This is a genomic window from Pseudomonas sp. BRG-100, from assembly GCF_000737955.1.
Taxonomy (GTDB): domain Bacteria; phylum Pseudomonadota; class Gammaproteobacteria; order Pseudomonadales; family Pseudomonadaceae; genus Aquipseudomonas; species Aquipseudomonas synxantha_A.
The window spans coordinates 5,819,434-5,832,307 of the sequence record NZ_JPRX01000001.1; the positions used below are offsets into that span (position 1 = coordinate 5,819,434).

The window sequence follows — 12,874 nt, forward strand, 5'->3', positions numbered from 1 at the left end:
TCATAGGGCGAGCCTGACATTGTCGGGCGGTTCTGGTCGCTACCAAATAACTTTCTGGCCTCGACATTGATCGAGGCCTTCTATTTTTCGGCTCCACCACGCCCATTGCTCCGAGCTGGGAGTGCAGTTGGGACAGACTTCAAGGCTCCCTAGGTGGAGAACCGTCATCTAAGGGTTTTCTCTCTTGCACGGAACGTACAATCCGCATGCTCTTAGGCGCGTCTACTCCTAGAAACACGGCGTTGCCTTTGACCTTGAGCACCTTGATTTTGATTTCGTCGCCGACGCATAGGCGTTTATTGGGCGTTCTGGTGAGTATTAGCATTTGATATCCCTTCTGATTGGTCCCGTTATCAGTGGGATTAATTGCATGAGTTCTGCGAAAAAAATGTAGGACTTGTCTGATTGTTCTGCCGAAAAGCCTTATTTGATCCTTTGCTCCCTGACTGGGAGAACAACAAGACATGGAGTGACGATGGATCCTACTGACCTCGGCCCAGGCACAGCTACCTGGCTGGGCGGTAGTGCCACCGTAGTGCTGGGCGGCCTGCTATGGCTGCGCCGGTTCCTCTCCAAGGACGCAACCGACCGCGCCATGGATAGTGCTGATATCGGCACGCTTAAAAGACTGAACGAACTGCTGAACCAGGAACGAGCTGCCCGCAAAGAGGCCGAGGCCCGCGCCGATCAGTTCGCGAAAGAGCGGAATGACCTGGCCGCCGCCGTTGGGCGTATGGAAGGCAAGATCGAAGCGCTGACAAGCCAGGTCGCCCAACTCACTGACCGCGTGACCCAACAGAGCGACGAGATCACTCGCCTGCGTACCAAGCTGGGAGGTATCGCCTGATGGACAGATGTGCATTGGAGTTTATCGCGCGCCGCTGGTGGCGCCGGACCGAGGTCTGGGCCAGTGCTGTTGTGCTGGTTGGTGGTGGGGCAGTCCTAGGTTACCAAGCCGCCTACTGGTCACTCGCTGAGAAGCAGAGCAACCAGGTGCAGGACATTCGCCGTGCATACGACGCAGCGATGATTGAGCGTGACCGGCTGCTGGAAGAGTTGACCCGCAAGACCGGCACCGCCGCAGAGAAGGCATCAAAGGCAGCAACCACCGCCGCCCAGGCTGCCGACAAGGCTGATGAGGCCCTGAATCGGGTAGCGCAGTAATGCGCGCCACGTTTTCGAATGCGCCAAATCGTGGCGCGAGGTTTTGCAGATGAGCACCGTCACCCGGCTGCGCCACGCACTGCCAATGAGTCCGGACATAAACGCAGCGGTAAGCACTCTCGACAAAGCCATTGCCGATGCTGTGGATGCTGCCAAGGCTGCCGAACTGCTTCAGGGTCTGATCGTTGCTTTGCTCCACGGCCATGCTCATGCGCAGACCCAAATCATGGTGAGTTCAACAACATAGTGGATCAGAGTTTGCCCTGAGCCTTGAGACTGAGGAGCATCTGATACAGCTTATTGAAGCGCTCTCTCAGGGCCTCATCGTGCTCGGTCAAGAAGTTATCGAACTGACTTTTTTCTTGCGCCGAAACTAATTCTTCCTGTATCCGAAACCCTTCGGATTGATTAGTGAAAAGGTTTCGCTCGATTTCGACGCTTTGCTCACCACGATCAAGTAGTACCTTGGCCAGAAAAATTGATGAATCGATTACCCTATGCAACGGCAGCTCTTCGGACTGGCGTGACCATTGTTCTTTGTAGCGCATGATCTTCAGTGAAACCTCATCGGTGCTCCACTGTGAGATGCCTATGGATAGGTATCTTGTATCAGTCACTCCTTCGCGCCAGCCATCAAACTGCTTGTATGGCATGGCATATACGGGCTGATGATCGAGATGCTTAGGTAGCGGTGGAGAAACGGCGTAGTTGTGCTTTGCGGCAAACTCTTCAATGGGCATTGAGATCATTCCTTAGGGCGATTGAGCGAGGCGCGATGAAGGCGAGTGCGGCCATCAGTCACTGTCCTTGCTGATTTAGCCGAAGGCATGCGGCCTCAGCACGCGCTTCGTCATTGTAGGCATCGCCGTGCCGTCTACCCGTTACGGCGTGTACGATTCTCCATTCGAAGCCAGGAATTGGATCGGGTGTATTACGGCCATTGCGGTTGCCTTGCACATGGAAAACAACCGGAACCTTCTGAACAATGTATTCAGGCATTTGAAGCGCTCCTTGCTGGGTGGTGTGATTCATACCAATACCGGCAACGTTTCACTATTTCAAGCTCAAGGTGATCCATGGACAGGCCACACCCTCCATCGTCACTGCTTGAGCTGTCTGACCTCTCCGACTTCGGTATCCGCCTTACTCCAGCGCCTGAGGTGTGGGAATGGCTCCAAACCGAAATACTTGCCGACACCGGCAGCATTCACAACGAAGACCATGCCCACCTACTGGACGCAGATATCCGGATCATGTGGGCGTCGTCGAGCTTTGAGAAGCAGGGTAGGACAGTCCTGGGGCAGGCCGAGCAGGTAGCGTTCCGCGCCGGCGGCTGGCAGAAGGCGCGGATGGAGCAACAGATGAGTGATTGGTTCGGCGATGTGCCGGCTTTCATCATCACGTTGGCTGCTGACTACTGCGCCCAATGCAGCGACACCGACTTCTGCGCGCTGGTAGAGCATGAGCTTTATCACATCGCACACGCCAACGATAAGTACGGTCAGCCAGCCTTCAACAAGGAAGGGGCGCCGAAGCTGGAGATGCGTGGTCATGACGTCGAAGAGTTCGTCGGTGTCGTCCGCCGCTACGGTGCAAGCCCTGACGTTCAAGCGTTGGTGGATGCTGCAAACAGTCCTGCTGAGGTGGGGAAATTGAACATATCGAGGGCCTGCGGAACCTGTCTGCTCAAGTCGGCCTGACTTTGACAGTACTTTGACGGATGCCCATCTATGGCCGCACTCAGAGACGAGGTGAAAGCCTTTGTAGTACAGGCCCTAGCCTGCTTTGACACGCCATCCCAGGTGGTGACGGCTGTCAAAGCGGAATATGGCCTCGACGTTACCCGCCAGCAGTGTGAGGCGTACGACCCAACCAAGTACGTCGGGCGGAATCTTCACCTCAAGTGGCGAACCCTATTCGAAGATACCCGGGCTCGGTTTCGCGAACAAACCGCCGAGATCCCTATCGCCAACCGCGCCTATCGACTGCGTGCGCTTGGGCGCATGGCTGAGAAGGCCGAGAACATGAAGAACATGGCGCTAACTGCCCAGCTACTGGAGCAGGCCGCCAAAGAGGTGGGCGACGTCTACGTGAATCGTCGCCTTCAACCTGAGAAACCACTTGGCTCCCACGCGGACCAGCAGCACGCCGTTGCTGAATACACGCTGGAGCCTGATGAGAATGTCCCGACTTCCCCGCACCTTTGATCCTCCGGTCAAGCTGACGCCGAAGCAGGCGAACATTTACTGCTGGGGCTTCCAGCCTGAGGCTCGTTTCCGCGATGCGGTGTGTGGCCGACGGTTCGGCAAGACGTTCCTGGGTAAGGCCGAAATGCGCCGTGCTGCCCGCCTAGCTGCCGAGTGGGGCGTGAGCGTTGAGGACGAGATCTGGTATGGCGCGCCGACGTTTAAACAGGCCAAGCGCGTGTTCTGGCGGCGCCTGAAGCAAGCTATTCCCGAGGCATGGCGTGCACACCGTCCGAATGAGACGGAATGTTCGATCACCCTCAAGTCCGGCCACGTAATGCGCGTGGTGGGGCTCGACAACTACGACAACTTGCGGGGCTCCGGCCTGTTCTTCGTCCTGGTGGATGAGTGGGCGGACTGCCCGTGGGCCGCGTGGGAAGAAGTCCTGAGGCCGATGCTCTCTACCTGCCAGTACACGATTCCGGATGTCGGAGTGCGGAAGGGCGGACATGCGCTGCGTATTGGTACACCGAAAGGCTTCAACCACTGCTACGACACGTACCTGGACGGCAAGCCAGGTGGCGAGCCTGATCACAAGAGTTGGCAGTACACGTCATTGCAGGGAGGCAACGTTCCACCTGAAGAGCTTGAAGCGGCTCGCCGGAAAATGGATCCGCGCACCTTCCGGCAAGAGTACGAGGCCGGCTTCGAGAACTACGCGGGCGTCGTCTACTACACGTTCAATCGCGATGAGTGCCGAACCAGCGAACGAATCAAACCAGGTGAAGCGTTGCATATCGGTATGGACTTCAACGTCATGAAGATGGCCGCTGTGGTCTACGTCGTGCGTAACGATCTGCCGATGGCCCTTGATGAGTTTCACGGTGTGCGGGACACACCTGAGATGATCGAGAAGATCCAGACGCGGTTCCCTGGGCACTCGGTGGCGGTCTATCCCGACGCCAGCGGGCAGAACACCAGCAGCAAAAACGCGAGCGAGTCCGACTTGTCGCTGTTGAAGAAAGCAAAATTCACGGTGATCGTCGACTCCACCAACCCAGGCGTGAAAGACCGCGTGAACTCGGTGAACGCTATGTTCCTGAATGCCTACGGCGAGCGACGACTGAAGGTCAACATCGACCAGTGCCCTCAGCTCACTTTGTGCCTGGAGCGACAGACCTACACCGACAAGGGCGAGCCGGACAAAGATCCGAAAAAGGGTCACGACCATATGAACGACGCCGCCGGCTACTTCATCGCCAAGCGCTATCCGATCAAAGCGATCGTCACTTCTATCAAAATGGGATACGCCCGATGAGCAATGACGTCTCCTTCAAGCGGGCGGAATACACGGCAGTGCTGGATCGCTGGGCGACCGTTCGCGACGTTTGCGCGGGCCAGCATCGTGTTGTCGATCGGCTGCCGTACATCAACGCACACGACAAGTCGCCGGAGAACGAAGACAGGAACCGGGCTTATCGAGAGCGGGCAGTGTTCAAGAACGCCACCGGGCACACCCGTAACGGGTTGCTGGGCCTGGCCTTCCACAAAGACCCGACGCTGACGGTCCCCAAGAAACTTGAATACCTGCAGGACAATGCCAACGGATCTGGGGTGAGCATTTACCAGCACTCCCAGGGCACGCTTGAAAAGGTACTGGAGGCTGGCCGACACGGCCTATACGTCGACTATCACCAGGATGACGGTATCGGAGGTCACTCGGTGATCCTTTCCTACTGCGCTGAAGACATCATCAACTGGCGCACGGGCATGGTGAACGGTCACAGCGTGTTGACGCTGGTGGTGCTGCACGAATCTCCGGAGATTCGTGACGGATTCGGCTACAAGACGGCTGAACAGTACCGGGAATTGGCGCTGGAGGATGACGGCTTTGTTTGCCGCGTCTGGCGCCGGTCCGGGCCGAAAGGTGGTGGGCCGCTCACTGTCATCGAAGAATTCAAGCCGGAAGGCGTTACGGGGCGCCTCAAAGAGATTCCGTTCACCTTCGTCGGTGCACAGAACAACGACCCAAGCATCGATGAGTCGCCTCTGTATGACATAGCCATGATCAACCTGGGCCATTACCGGAACAGCGCCGACTACGAAGACAGCGTCTTCTGGTGCGGTCAGGCCCAGCCGTGGATCAGCGGGCTGGATGAGTCATGGCGTGACTGGATGGAGAAAAACGGCATTTATGTCGGTTCCAGAGCCCCGATGATGTTGCCGGTCGGAGGCGCTTTCGGCTACGCCCAGCCTGCACCGAATACGCTTGTCAAGGAGGCCATGGCTGACAAGAACCAGATGATGATCGAACTGGGTGCGCGGATGGTGGTGGCCTCATTGGCTGCCAAGACCGCTACCGAGTCACGCGGTGATCAATCGGCCTCCACATCAGTCCTGGCCGGCTGTGTTGCCAATGTCAGCGAGGCCTACACGCGAGCCATTATGTGGTGCTGCATGTACATGGGTATTGCCGACAAGAAGGTCGCCTACCAGGTCAATCAAGAGTTCGTCGAGCTCACTGCTGATCCGCAGATGATTACGGCCTTGGTTGGCTTGTGGCAGAACGGCGGCTTCGCGAAAGCTGATCTTCGGGCGTATCTGCGCAAGCTGGGGCTGATCGCGCCAGAGCGAACTGACGAGCAGATCGACGGCGAACTGGAAGAGCAGGGCGATGGTCTGGGCCTGGACGACGAGGACATAGTAGATGGCGGCGAACCAAGCAATACTTGACGCAACCATCCGGCACGCTGTCTTTCTCGAAAAGCTCAAGGCTGGGGAGGTGGGCAAGTTCGCTCCCTTTCTCAAGGAGATTGACCGCTCGATCCGTGACCGGCTCACCCAGTCGGACCTGACCGAGTACAACGTCAAACGTCTTGAAGCACTGCTGAAGGAAGTGGATAGCCTGCTGCTGGGCATTTTCGACAGGTACAGCGCGCAACTGAACCTCGACTTGGTGGACATCGCCAACTACGAGGCCGAGTTTGAAGCGACCAGCCTTGCAAGGTCGGCGCCGGTTGGCGTGTCGCTCGACGTCGTGGCTCCGACGGCCGCTGCAATCCGTACCGCAGTGCTGACGAACCCGCTCAGTGTGCGCGGCACCGGTGGTGGGAAGCTGTTGAAAGCCTTCATCAAGGGTTGGACCGGCGCCGAGCGAGAGCGCGTCACCGGCACGATCCGGCAGGGCTTCTCCGAAGGGCAGACGAACTTCCAAGTCATCCGCAACATCCGTGGTACCAAAGCGGCTGGGTACAAAGACGGCATCCTCGCCATCACCAACCGCAATGCCAGCACGGTCGTGCACACCGCGATTCAGCATGTGTCGTCCCAGGCGCGGATGGAGGTGGCCAAGACCAATACGGATATCGTCGAAGAGATTCAAATTATCGCTACGCTAGATAGCAAAACTGGCGATCAGTGCCGCTCGCTGGACGGGCGACGATTTCCGGTCAGATCCGGGCCTCGTCCGCCGTTCCATCCGAATTGCCGAACCAGCTTCATCCTGCTGACCAAGCTCAGTGCCATGTTCGCCAAGGGCGCTACCCGTGCCTCAGTAGGCGCCAATGGCGGCCAGCAGGTAAGTGCCGACCTCGATTATTACCACTGGCTCCAGCAGCAGCCGGCTTCGTTCCAGGACGCTGCTATCGGCCCAGTCAGGGCCAAGCTCTTCCGGAATGGAGGGTTGACGGTCGAGCGCTTCGCCGAACTGCAACTGGACCGCAACTTCTCGCCGCTAACACTGAAACAGATGAAGGGCTTGGAGCCTCTGGCGTTCGAACGCGCCGGAATTTAACCGAACACATTCATTCAGCCGGCCTTGAGCCGGTTTTTTTATGTCCGTCAGGCGGGCAAAACATACCCAAGGGGTGCATCAACGTGGCAGACGAAAACGAAATCGACCTGGAAAACCCGGCAATCAAGGCCGCTATCGCGACTGCCGTTGAAGCATCCGTTTCCGGTTTGAAAACCAAGAACTCGGAACTGCTGGGCAAGCTGAAGGAAACCTCCGGCAAGCTGACTCAGTTCGAAACCCAGTTTGAAGGCATCGACATCGACGCCGTCAAGGGCCTGCTCAGCCGTGCGGGCCAGGACGAAGAAACCAAGCTTCTGACCGAGGGCAAGGTGGACGAAGTCTTCAACCGCCGCACTGAGCGTCTTCGTGGCGACTACGACAAGCAGTTGAAGACCATCAGCGAGCGCGCCGAGAAGGCTGAATCCTTCGCTGCCAAGTTCCAGGGCAAAGTCTTGGGCGACTCGGTACGCGGTGCAGCACTAAAAGCCGGCGCTCTCCCCGAAGCAACAGACGACATCATCTTGCGCGCCAAAGGCGTGTTCACCCTTAACGAAGATGGCGATGCAGTCGCCGTTGATGAATCCGGCCAGGTCATCCTCGGTAAAGACGGCAAGACCCCTTTGACTCCGCTCGAATGGGCGGAATCTCTGCGCGAAAGCGCACCTCATCTGTGGCCAAGGGCTTCAGGGACATTTGCCCCGGGCGGGGGTGGCGGCAAGGCTGCATTCAAGCGCTCCGAAATGACCTCCGAGCAGAAGCGCGACTTTCAGCGCAAGCACGGCCAAACCGCATATCTCGCATTGCCCAAGTAAGGGGATTTACCCATGGCTACAACCGTTAACAGCGACTTGATCATCTACAACGATGAGGCGCAAACCGCATACCTCGAGCGTGTCCAGGACAACCTGGATGTGTTCAACGCATCGTCCAACGGCGCGATGGTGCTGGACAATGAACTGATCGAAGGCGACTTCCGCAAGCGCGCTCTCTACAAGCTGAACGGCTCTCTGGAGCACCGCGACGTCAACTCTGACGGCAAGGTAACTGCCAAGAAGATCACCGCCGGCGAAGCCGTCGGCGTCAAGGCTCCCTGGAAGTACGGCCCGTACCAGACCACCGAAGAGGCGTTCAAACGCCGCGGCCGTCCGGTCGAGGAGTTCTCCCAGATCGTCGGTGCCGACGTAGCAGACGCTACCCTGGAAGGCTTCATCCAGTATGCAACTGCTGGCCTGCGTGCCGCCATCGGCTCCAACGCTGACATGGTGGTCTCGGCCAACATCGAAACCGATGGCAAGAAGACGCTGACCCGTGGCATGCGCAAGTTTGGTGACAAGTTCGGCCGGATTGCGCTGTGGGTCATGCACTCGTCCGCCTACTTCGACATCGTCGACGAAGCCATCACCAACAAGATCTACGAAGAAGCGGGTGTTGTGATCTATGGCGGCCTGCCGGGCACCTTGGGCAAGCCAGTATTGGTGACGGACACCGCGCCGGCGGACGTGATTTTTGGATTGCTGCCAAACGCGGTAACCATCACCGAGTCTCAGGCCCCGGGCTTCCGTTCCTACGAAGTGAACGACGAAGAAAACCTTAGCATCGGCTACCGCGCTGAAGGCACCGTGAACATCGATGTGCTGGGTTACAGCTGGAAAGCCACTACTGGCGGTTCCAACCCAACCCTGGCTGCGGTCGGTTCTGCTGCCAACTGGGTCAAGCACGCGGGCAGCAATAAGGTTACCGCCGGCGTAATGATCAAGCTCACTGCGATGCCTCCTGTCTCTGGCGGCTAAGCCTCAAACTCAACGCGCGGTCAGCAATGGCCGCCTTGGAGAAACACATGGAACTGACTTACAGCAACCAGCTGAGCGGCTTCGACCCGGAGAAGCGTTATCGCAATCCGGAACACTTCGATAAACCTGAAGCCGGCGTAACCAGTGTGCTTGTGATTGGCCATTGGCCTAGTGTTGTTGGCGCATATGAAGCCGCCGGTATCGACGTGTCGGTGAAGGAGGCCAAGCAGGTGCAGCTTGTTGGCGCCGCCAATCAGGTCGAGCTGGAAAAAATCATCACAGCTTTGCGTGCTGAGCATGGATCGATCCAGATCCTTGTTGACGGGCTGGAAGCTGGCGAAATCCATCGTCCAGAGTCCGGCGACCTGGCGTTGCGCTTGTTTGACGTGCTGGGCACCATCCACGCTTCGGCTGGAGAGCTGACCACAGAGCGTGACGACCTGGTCCTGACTGTCGATGCACTGCGCGAAGAGATAGAGACGCTGAAGAAGGTCTCGATCACGTCGCAGGCTGATGAGGCCGGTGAAATCGCCGCGCTGAAAGCAACGCTTGATGAAGCCAGGGTCCAGTATCGGGCCAACGCTTCGAAAGAATCCCTGGAAAAGCTCGTAGCTGAGCTGGCCAAGACCTGATAATGCTGGCTACCGGTGGCGCGGTAGCCAATCTCAAACAATTCCAGCGAGTTGACGCATGACACTCATCATTGAGGACGGCACCGGCAAGCCTGACGCCGAAAGCTACGCAAGCGCTGAAGACCTTGCCCGGTATGCCGTGAAATTCGGCACGGTCATCCCCGCAGGCGTCCCGGAGCAGGAAGCATTGCTGCGCCGGTCCGCCTTGGCGATGGATGGCATGACCTGGAAAGGGCGCAAGATGAGCAGCGAGCAGGCGTTGTCCTGGCCGCGCCGGGAAGTGCTGCTGGATCGCGAGATCAAGCCGAACAACTACCTGCCTGCGCGGATTCAGTATGGACAGATGGCCCTGGCCGCTGAGATCCATCAGGACGATATCGACCCAATCGACAAGCGCAAAGGCGCTGTGACGCTGGAGCGTGTCGAAGGTGCGGTAACCCGCGAATACGCGACGATTTCCAACACCAGCAGCCGACTGTTGCCGGCGGCGCCTGATCGACCGAGCGCTACGCAGTTCGCCGACTACCTACAAAAGCGCGGGCTGTTCGCAGTTCGTGCGTAATGTTAGCGTTCAGCCTCCAACCTAGGAGGTGTTTATGCAACAGGACGATAAAGCGGCATGGGACGAGTACTACGCTGCCGCAGTAATTGCGCTGGCTTCTAATCCACCCAAAACAACCGGCTCACCGCTTGATGATTTGAACAACAGCCCTATGGCTCTTGCAAATCGAGCGGCTGGCCTCGCAGACCTAATGCTTGAGCAGCGCAGAAAAAGATAAGCGCTGATAGTTTTTCGAGGAGCCACCATGGCCTTTTACGACGAAATGGCCGTGATGGCTCTGGAGATGACCACAGAGTTCGGCCAGCCCGTGACCATTCGCAAAACTGAAGTAGGCGAGTGGGACCCTGAGCTGGGCGGTGAAGTACCAGGTGCAACCCACGAGCAAATCGCCCAGGGCATCTTGCTCGACTTCACCGGCCAAGAATTCCAAAACAACAGCCTCATCAGGCAGGGCGACAAGAAGCTCAAGATCGCCGCGCAGGGCTTGTCCTGGGTGCCGGGCTTGCTCGACAAGGTGGTCGCTCAGGGCCGCACTTGGGCCATCGTCCCTCCGCTGAAAGAGGTCAACCCTGCTGGCACTCCGATCCTTTATGAACTGCAGGTAAGGTCCTGAGCCGGGCCGGAGCCGGACAGTCCGGCAGCTTCGCCTTGAGCTTGGCCGAGTTCGCCACCCAGGCCAGCGAAGCCATCGACGCGAGCGTACGTGAGATCATCATCGAGGTCGGCAGCAGCCTGATCCGCATGTCTCCTGTGGGCAACCCAGAGATATGGGCACAGAACGCCGTAGCGACCCGGTACAACAAGACCGTCGACGAGCACAACAGCGCGTTGCGTAGCGATCCGGCCAACCTCACGAAGGGCGGCAGACTGAAGAAGGGCCGCAAACTCAATGATGGAATGGACATCAAGGCGTCAGAAGGCTACGTCGGCGGCCGCTTCCGGGCGAACTGGCACATCTCGCTCGGCGTGGTCGAAAACATCACATTCGACGAGGTGGACCCGGAAGGTAATTCGACTGTTGCCGCCCTGGTAGCTTCAATGAGCGACTTCACCGCCGGCCAGATGGCCTACATCATCAACAACTTGCCTTACGCTATTCCGCTGGAGTTTGGCCATTCCACCCAGGCCCCTGGCGGCATGGTCCGGGTAACCGTGGCTCGTTTCCAGCAGATCGTGCTGGAGGCCATCAGGAACAACCAGGTATGAGTCATGCAATCATCGCTTCGATCTACGAAGACAGGCTCATCGCCTGGAACGCTGTCAGGCCGGAGAAGCTCAAGATCGTTTTCGAGAACGCGGCCTACACGCCGGTGGCGGGCGAGACCTACCTGCGGGCGTTCACTATCCCAGGCGACACCGCGAGCAACACTCTCGGCGGGGACCACCGACTTTATACAGGCGTGTTCCAGGTGAGCATCATCTCGTCGGCGGGTGACGGCAAGACCAAGACGAACCCTATTGCAGCGGAGTTGAGCATCCTGTTCCCGCTGTATGCCCGAGACACCAGGGGCACCGTCACGGTGGTCACCATGTCGCCGGTTGACCAAGGGCCCGGCATCACGGGCGATTCAAATTATACCGTCCCGGTCTCGTTCATGTACCGAGCCGACACGAACTGATCCCGCCCATTGGGCAAACCTACGAACCCGCCATTGAGCGGGTTTTTTCATATCTGCAAAGAGGAAATACCCATGGGCTACAAAATCCCAAACGGCGGCACCTTCCAGCACGCCGCGACCTATGCCGCTGCGCTGGCATTTGCCACTATCACCAACGCCGCTGAGGCCGTGGCCACCGTTGTCGGCGGCACCCTGGCTGCGGGCGACATCGTCCTGCTCACTTCCGGCTGGAGCAAGCTGGATAGCAAGGTCGTGCGCGTGAAAGCGGCGACTGCTACTGCAATCACCCTGGAAAGCATCGACACTACCGACACCCAGGCCTTCCCTGTCGGTGGTGGCGCCGGGACCATGCGCAAGGTGCTGACCTGGGTTCAGATCCCGCAAATCTCCGATGTGGCGTTCTCCGGTGGCGATCAGAACTACCTCGACGTGGTTTTCCTCGAAGACGACCAGGGCAAGCAGATTCCCACCGATAAGTCGGCTGCCAGCATGGTACTGACCCTCGCCGACGATCCGATTCAAGACTTCAACAAGGTGTTGATGAAGGCCGATGCGGGCAAACAGGTCGAGGCCGCACGTTTGAACCTGCCGGGCAATGACACGCTGCTGTACGGCGCCTACACGTCGTTCTCCAAACAGCCGGCGGTGTCCCGTAACAACCTGTTGACCCGTACCGTCAACCTGGCACTGCAGGCCGAGCCGACTCGCTACCTGACTGCGGTGGTGTAACCCATGGCTAAGATCCGTATCGCGCAGAACGCCACTTTCGCTGCGCCAGTGCTGATTCCAATCGTCGGCAGCGCGCCTGAGAAGGTTGAGTTCACTTTTAAGTACCGGGATCGCGCCGAGCTTGCTGCTCTGTTCGATGAATGGAACGAGAAGCGGAAGAAGGCGCAGGCCGCATTGGGCGATAAGCCGTCATGGTCAGAAATTGTGGCCGTGGACACCGAGCAGCAAACCCAGCAGATCAAGGATCTGGTAGTAGGCTGGGGCTTCGACGACGAATACAACGACGACAACATCGTTGCCTTCGTGAAGTCCTGCCAGGGCGCTGCCGAGGCGGTCGTTAAAGCCCATGAAGGCGCATACAACCAGGCCCGCCTGGGAAACTGACTGACGCCGCCCGTG

Annotated in this window: 21 protein-coding genes; 18 read left to right on the forward strand and 3 right to left on the reverse strand. The window is 58.3% G+C overall.

Annotated elements, in window-relative coordinates; genetic code table 11:
• Window positions 1-139: 139 nt before the first annotated feature.
• Window positions 140-466: a carbon storage regulator gene (locus JH25_RS29445; RefSeq protein WP_442961455.1), complete on the reverse strand. Its 327-nt coding sequence runs from the start codon at window positions 464-466 to the stop codon at window positions 140-142.
• A 9-nt stretch (window positions 467-475) separates the two neighbouring features.
• On the opposite strand from JH25_RS29445, the gene JH25_RS01615 reads away from it, so the two are divergent.
• Genes JH25_RS01615 through JH25_RS01605 form a run of 3 tightly spaced genes read left to right on the forward strand, consistent with a single transcriptional unit; the run spans window position 476 to window position 1,411 of the window.
• Entirely contained in the window at window positions 476-847 is a 372-nt protein-coding gene (locus JH25_RS01615; RefSeq protein WP_025856073.1) for a chemotaxis protein, read from the forward strand.
• Window positions 847-1,164: a hypothetical protein gene (locus JH25_RS01610; RefSeq protein ID WP_032880686.1), complete on the forward strand. Its 318-nt coding sequence runs from the start codon at window positions 847-849 to the stop codon at window positions 1,162-1,164. The genes JH25_RS01615 and JH25_RS01610 overlap by 1 nt, the downstream gene beginning before the upstream one ends.
• A gap of 49 nt (window positions 1,165-1,213) precedes the next feature.
• Window positions 1,214-1,411 carry a hypothetical protein gene (locus JH25_RS01605; RefSeq protein ID WP_032880687.1) on the forward strand — a complete coding sequence of 66 codons (198 nt, stop codon included), beginning with the start codon at window positions 1,214-1,216 and terminating at the stop codon, window positions 1,409-1,411.
• A gap of 4 nt (window positions 1,412-1,415) precedes the next feature.
• Here JH25_RS01605 and JH25_RS27690 read toward each other — a convergent pair whose 3' ends face one another.
• Window positions 1,416-1,904, reverse strand: a complete 489-nt coding sequence (locus JH25_RS27690) for a DUF6530 family protein (protein ID WP_050549414.1) — start codon at window positions 1,902-1,904, stop codon at window positions 1,416-1,418.
• Between the two features lie 58 nt (window positions 1,905-1,962).
• A complete protein-coding gene (locus tag JH25_RS28815) occupies window positions 1,963-2,163 on the reverse strand; it encodes a hypothetical protein (RefSeq protein ID WP_164699543.1) in 201 nt (66 codons plus the stop codon).
• Window positions 2,164-2,240: 77 nt separating this feature from the next.
• Between JH25_RS28815 and JH25_RS01600 the strand changes: the two genes are divergently transcribed.
• From JH25_RS01600 to JH25_RS01530, 15 genes are all read left to right on the forward strand, one after another.
• Window positions 2,241-2,864 (forward strand): putative metallopeptidase, encoded by a 624-nt coding sequence (locus JH25_RS01600; protein ID WP_032880688.1) that lies wholly within the window; start codon window positions 2,241-2,243, stop codon window positions 2,862-2,864.
• Window positions 2,865-2,894: 30 nt separating this feature from the next.
• Window positions 2,895-3,371 carry a DUF2280 domain-containing protein gene (locus JH25_RS01595; RefSeq protein ID WP_032880689.1) on the forward strand — a complete coding sequence of 159 codons (477 nt, stop codon included), beginning with the start codon at window positions 2,895-2,897 and terminating at the stop codon, window positions 3,369-3,371.
• Window positions 3,346-4,668, forward strand: coding sequence for a phage terminase large subunit family protein (locus JH25_RS01590; protein ID WP_032880690.1), 1,323 nt, complete (start codon window positions 3,346-3,348; stop codon window positions 4,666-4,668). The genes JH25_RS01595 and JH25_RS01590 overlap by 26 nt, the downstream gene beginning before the upstream one ends.
• Window positions 4,665-6,083 (forward strand): DUF4055 domain-containing protein, encoded by a 1,419-nt coding sequence (locus tag JH25_RS01585; RefSeq protein ID WP_032880691.1) that lies wholly within the window; start codon window positions 4,665-4,667, stop codon window positions 6,081-6,083. Before JH25_RS01590 ends, JH25_RS01585 begins: the two co-directional genes overlap by 4 nt.
• Window positions 6,058-7,143, forward strand: coding sequence for a minor capsid protein (locus tag JH25_RS01580; protein WP_032880692.1), 1,086 nt, complete (start codon window positions 6,058-6,060; stop codon window positions 7,141-7,143). Before JH25_RS01585 ends, JH25_RS01580 begins: the two co-directional genes overlap by 26 nt.
• An 83-nt stretch (window positions 7,144-7,226) precedes the next feature.
• Window positions 7,227-7,955, forward strand: a complete 729-nt coding sequence (locus JH25_RS01575) for a hypothetical protein (RefSeq protein WP_032880693.1) — start codon at window positions 7,227-7,229, stop codon at window positions 7,953-7,955.
• Window positions 7,956-7,967: 12 nt separating this feature from the next.
• Window positions 7,968-8,933 carry a major capsid protein gene (locus tag JH25_RS01570; protein WP_032880694.1) on the forward strand — a complete coding sequence of 322 codons (966 nt, stop codon included), beginning with the start codon at window positions 7,968-7,970 and terminating at the stop codon, window positions 8,931-8,933.
• Window positions 8,934-8,980: 47 nt separating this feature from the next.
• Window positions 8,981-9,565 carry a hypothetical protein gene (locus tag JH25_RS01565; protein WP_032880695.1) on the forward strand — a complete coding sequence of 195 codons (585 nt, stop codon included), beginning with the start codon at window positions 8,981-8,983 and terminating at the stop codon, window positions 9,563-9,565.
• A gap of 58 nt (window positions 9,566-9,623) precedes the next feature.
• Window positions 9,624-10,127 (forward strand): DnaT-like ssDNA-binding protein, encoded by a 504-nt coding sequence (locus tag JH25_RS01560; protein WP_032880696.1) that lies wholly within the window; start codon window positions 9,624-9,626, stop codon window positions 10,125-10,127.
• Window positions 10,128-10,161: 34 nt separating this feature from the next.
• Window positions 10,162-10,344, forward strand: coding sequence for a hypothetical protein (locus JH25_RS01555; protein WP_032880697.1), 183 nt, complete (start codon window positions 10,162-10,164; stop codon window positions 10,342-10,344).
• A gap of 27 nt (window positions 10,345-10,371) precedes the next feature.
• Complete coding sequence (locus JH25_RS01550; RefSeq protein WP_032880698.1) at window positions 10,372-10,740, forward strand: hypothetical protein; 369 nt, start codon at window positions 10,372-10,374, stop codon at window positions 10,738-10,740.
• Window positions 10,737-11,333 carry a hypothetical protein gene (locus JH25_RS01545; RefSeq protein WP_032880699.1) on the forward strand — a complete coding sequence of 199 codons (597 nt, stop codon included), beginning with the start codon at window positions 10,737-10,739 and terminating at the stop codon, window positions 11,331-11,333. Before JH25_RS01550 ends, JH25_RS01545 begins: the two co-directional genes overlap by 4 nt.
• Window positions 11,330-11,746 (forward strand): phage tail terminator-like protein, encoded by a 417-nt coding sequence (locus tag JH25_RS01540; RefSeq protein ID WP_032880700.1) that lies wholly within the window; start codon window positions 11,330-11,332, stop codon window positions 11,744-11,746. The genes JH25_RS01545 and JH25_RS01540 overlap by 4 nt, the downstream gene beginning before the upstream one ends.
• Window positions 11,747-11,818: 72 nt before the next feature.
• Window positions 11,819-12,475 carry a phage tail protein gene (locus JH25_RS01535; protein ID WP_032880701.1) on the forward strand — a complete coding sequence of 219 codons (657 nt, stop codon included), beginning with the start codon at window positions 11,819-11,821 and terminating at the stop codon, window positions 12,473-12,475.
• 3 nt (window positions 12,476-12,478) lie between these two features.
• Window positions 12,479-12,859: a phage tail assembly chaperone gene (locus tag JH25_RS01530; protein WP_032880702.1), complete on the forward strand. Its 381-nt coding sequence runs from the start codon at window positions 12,479-12,481 to the stop codon at window positions 12,857-12,859.
• Window positions 12,860-12,874: the final 15 nt, after the last annotated feature.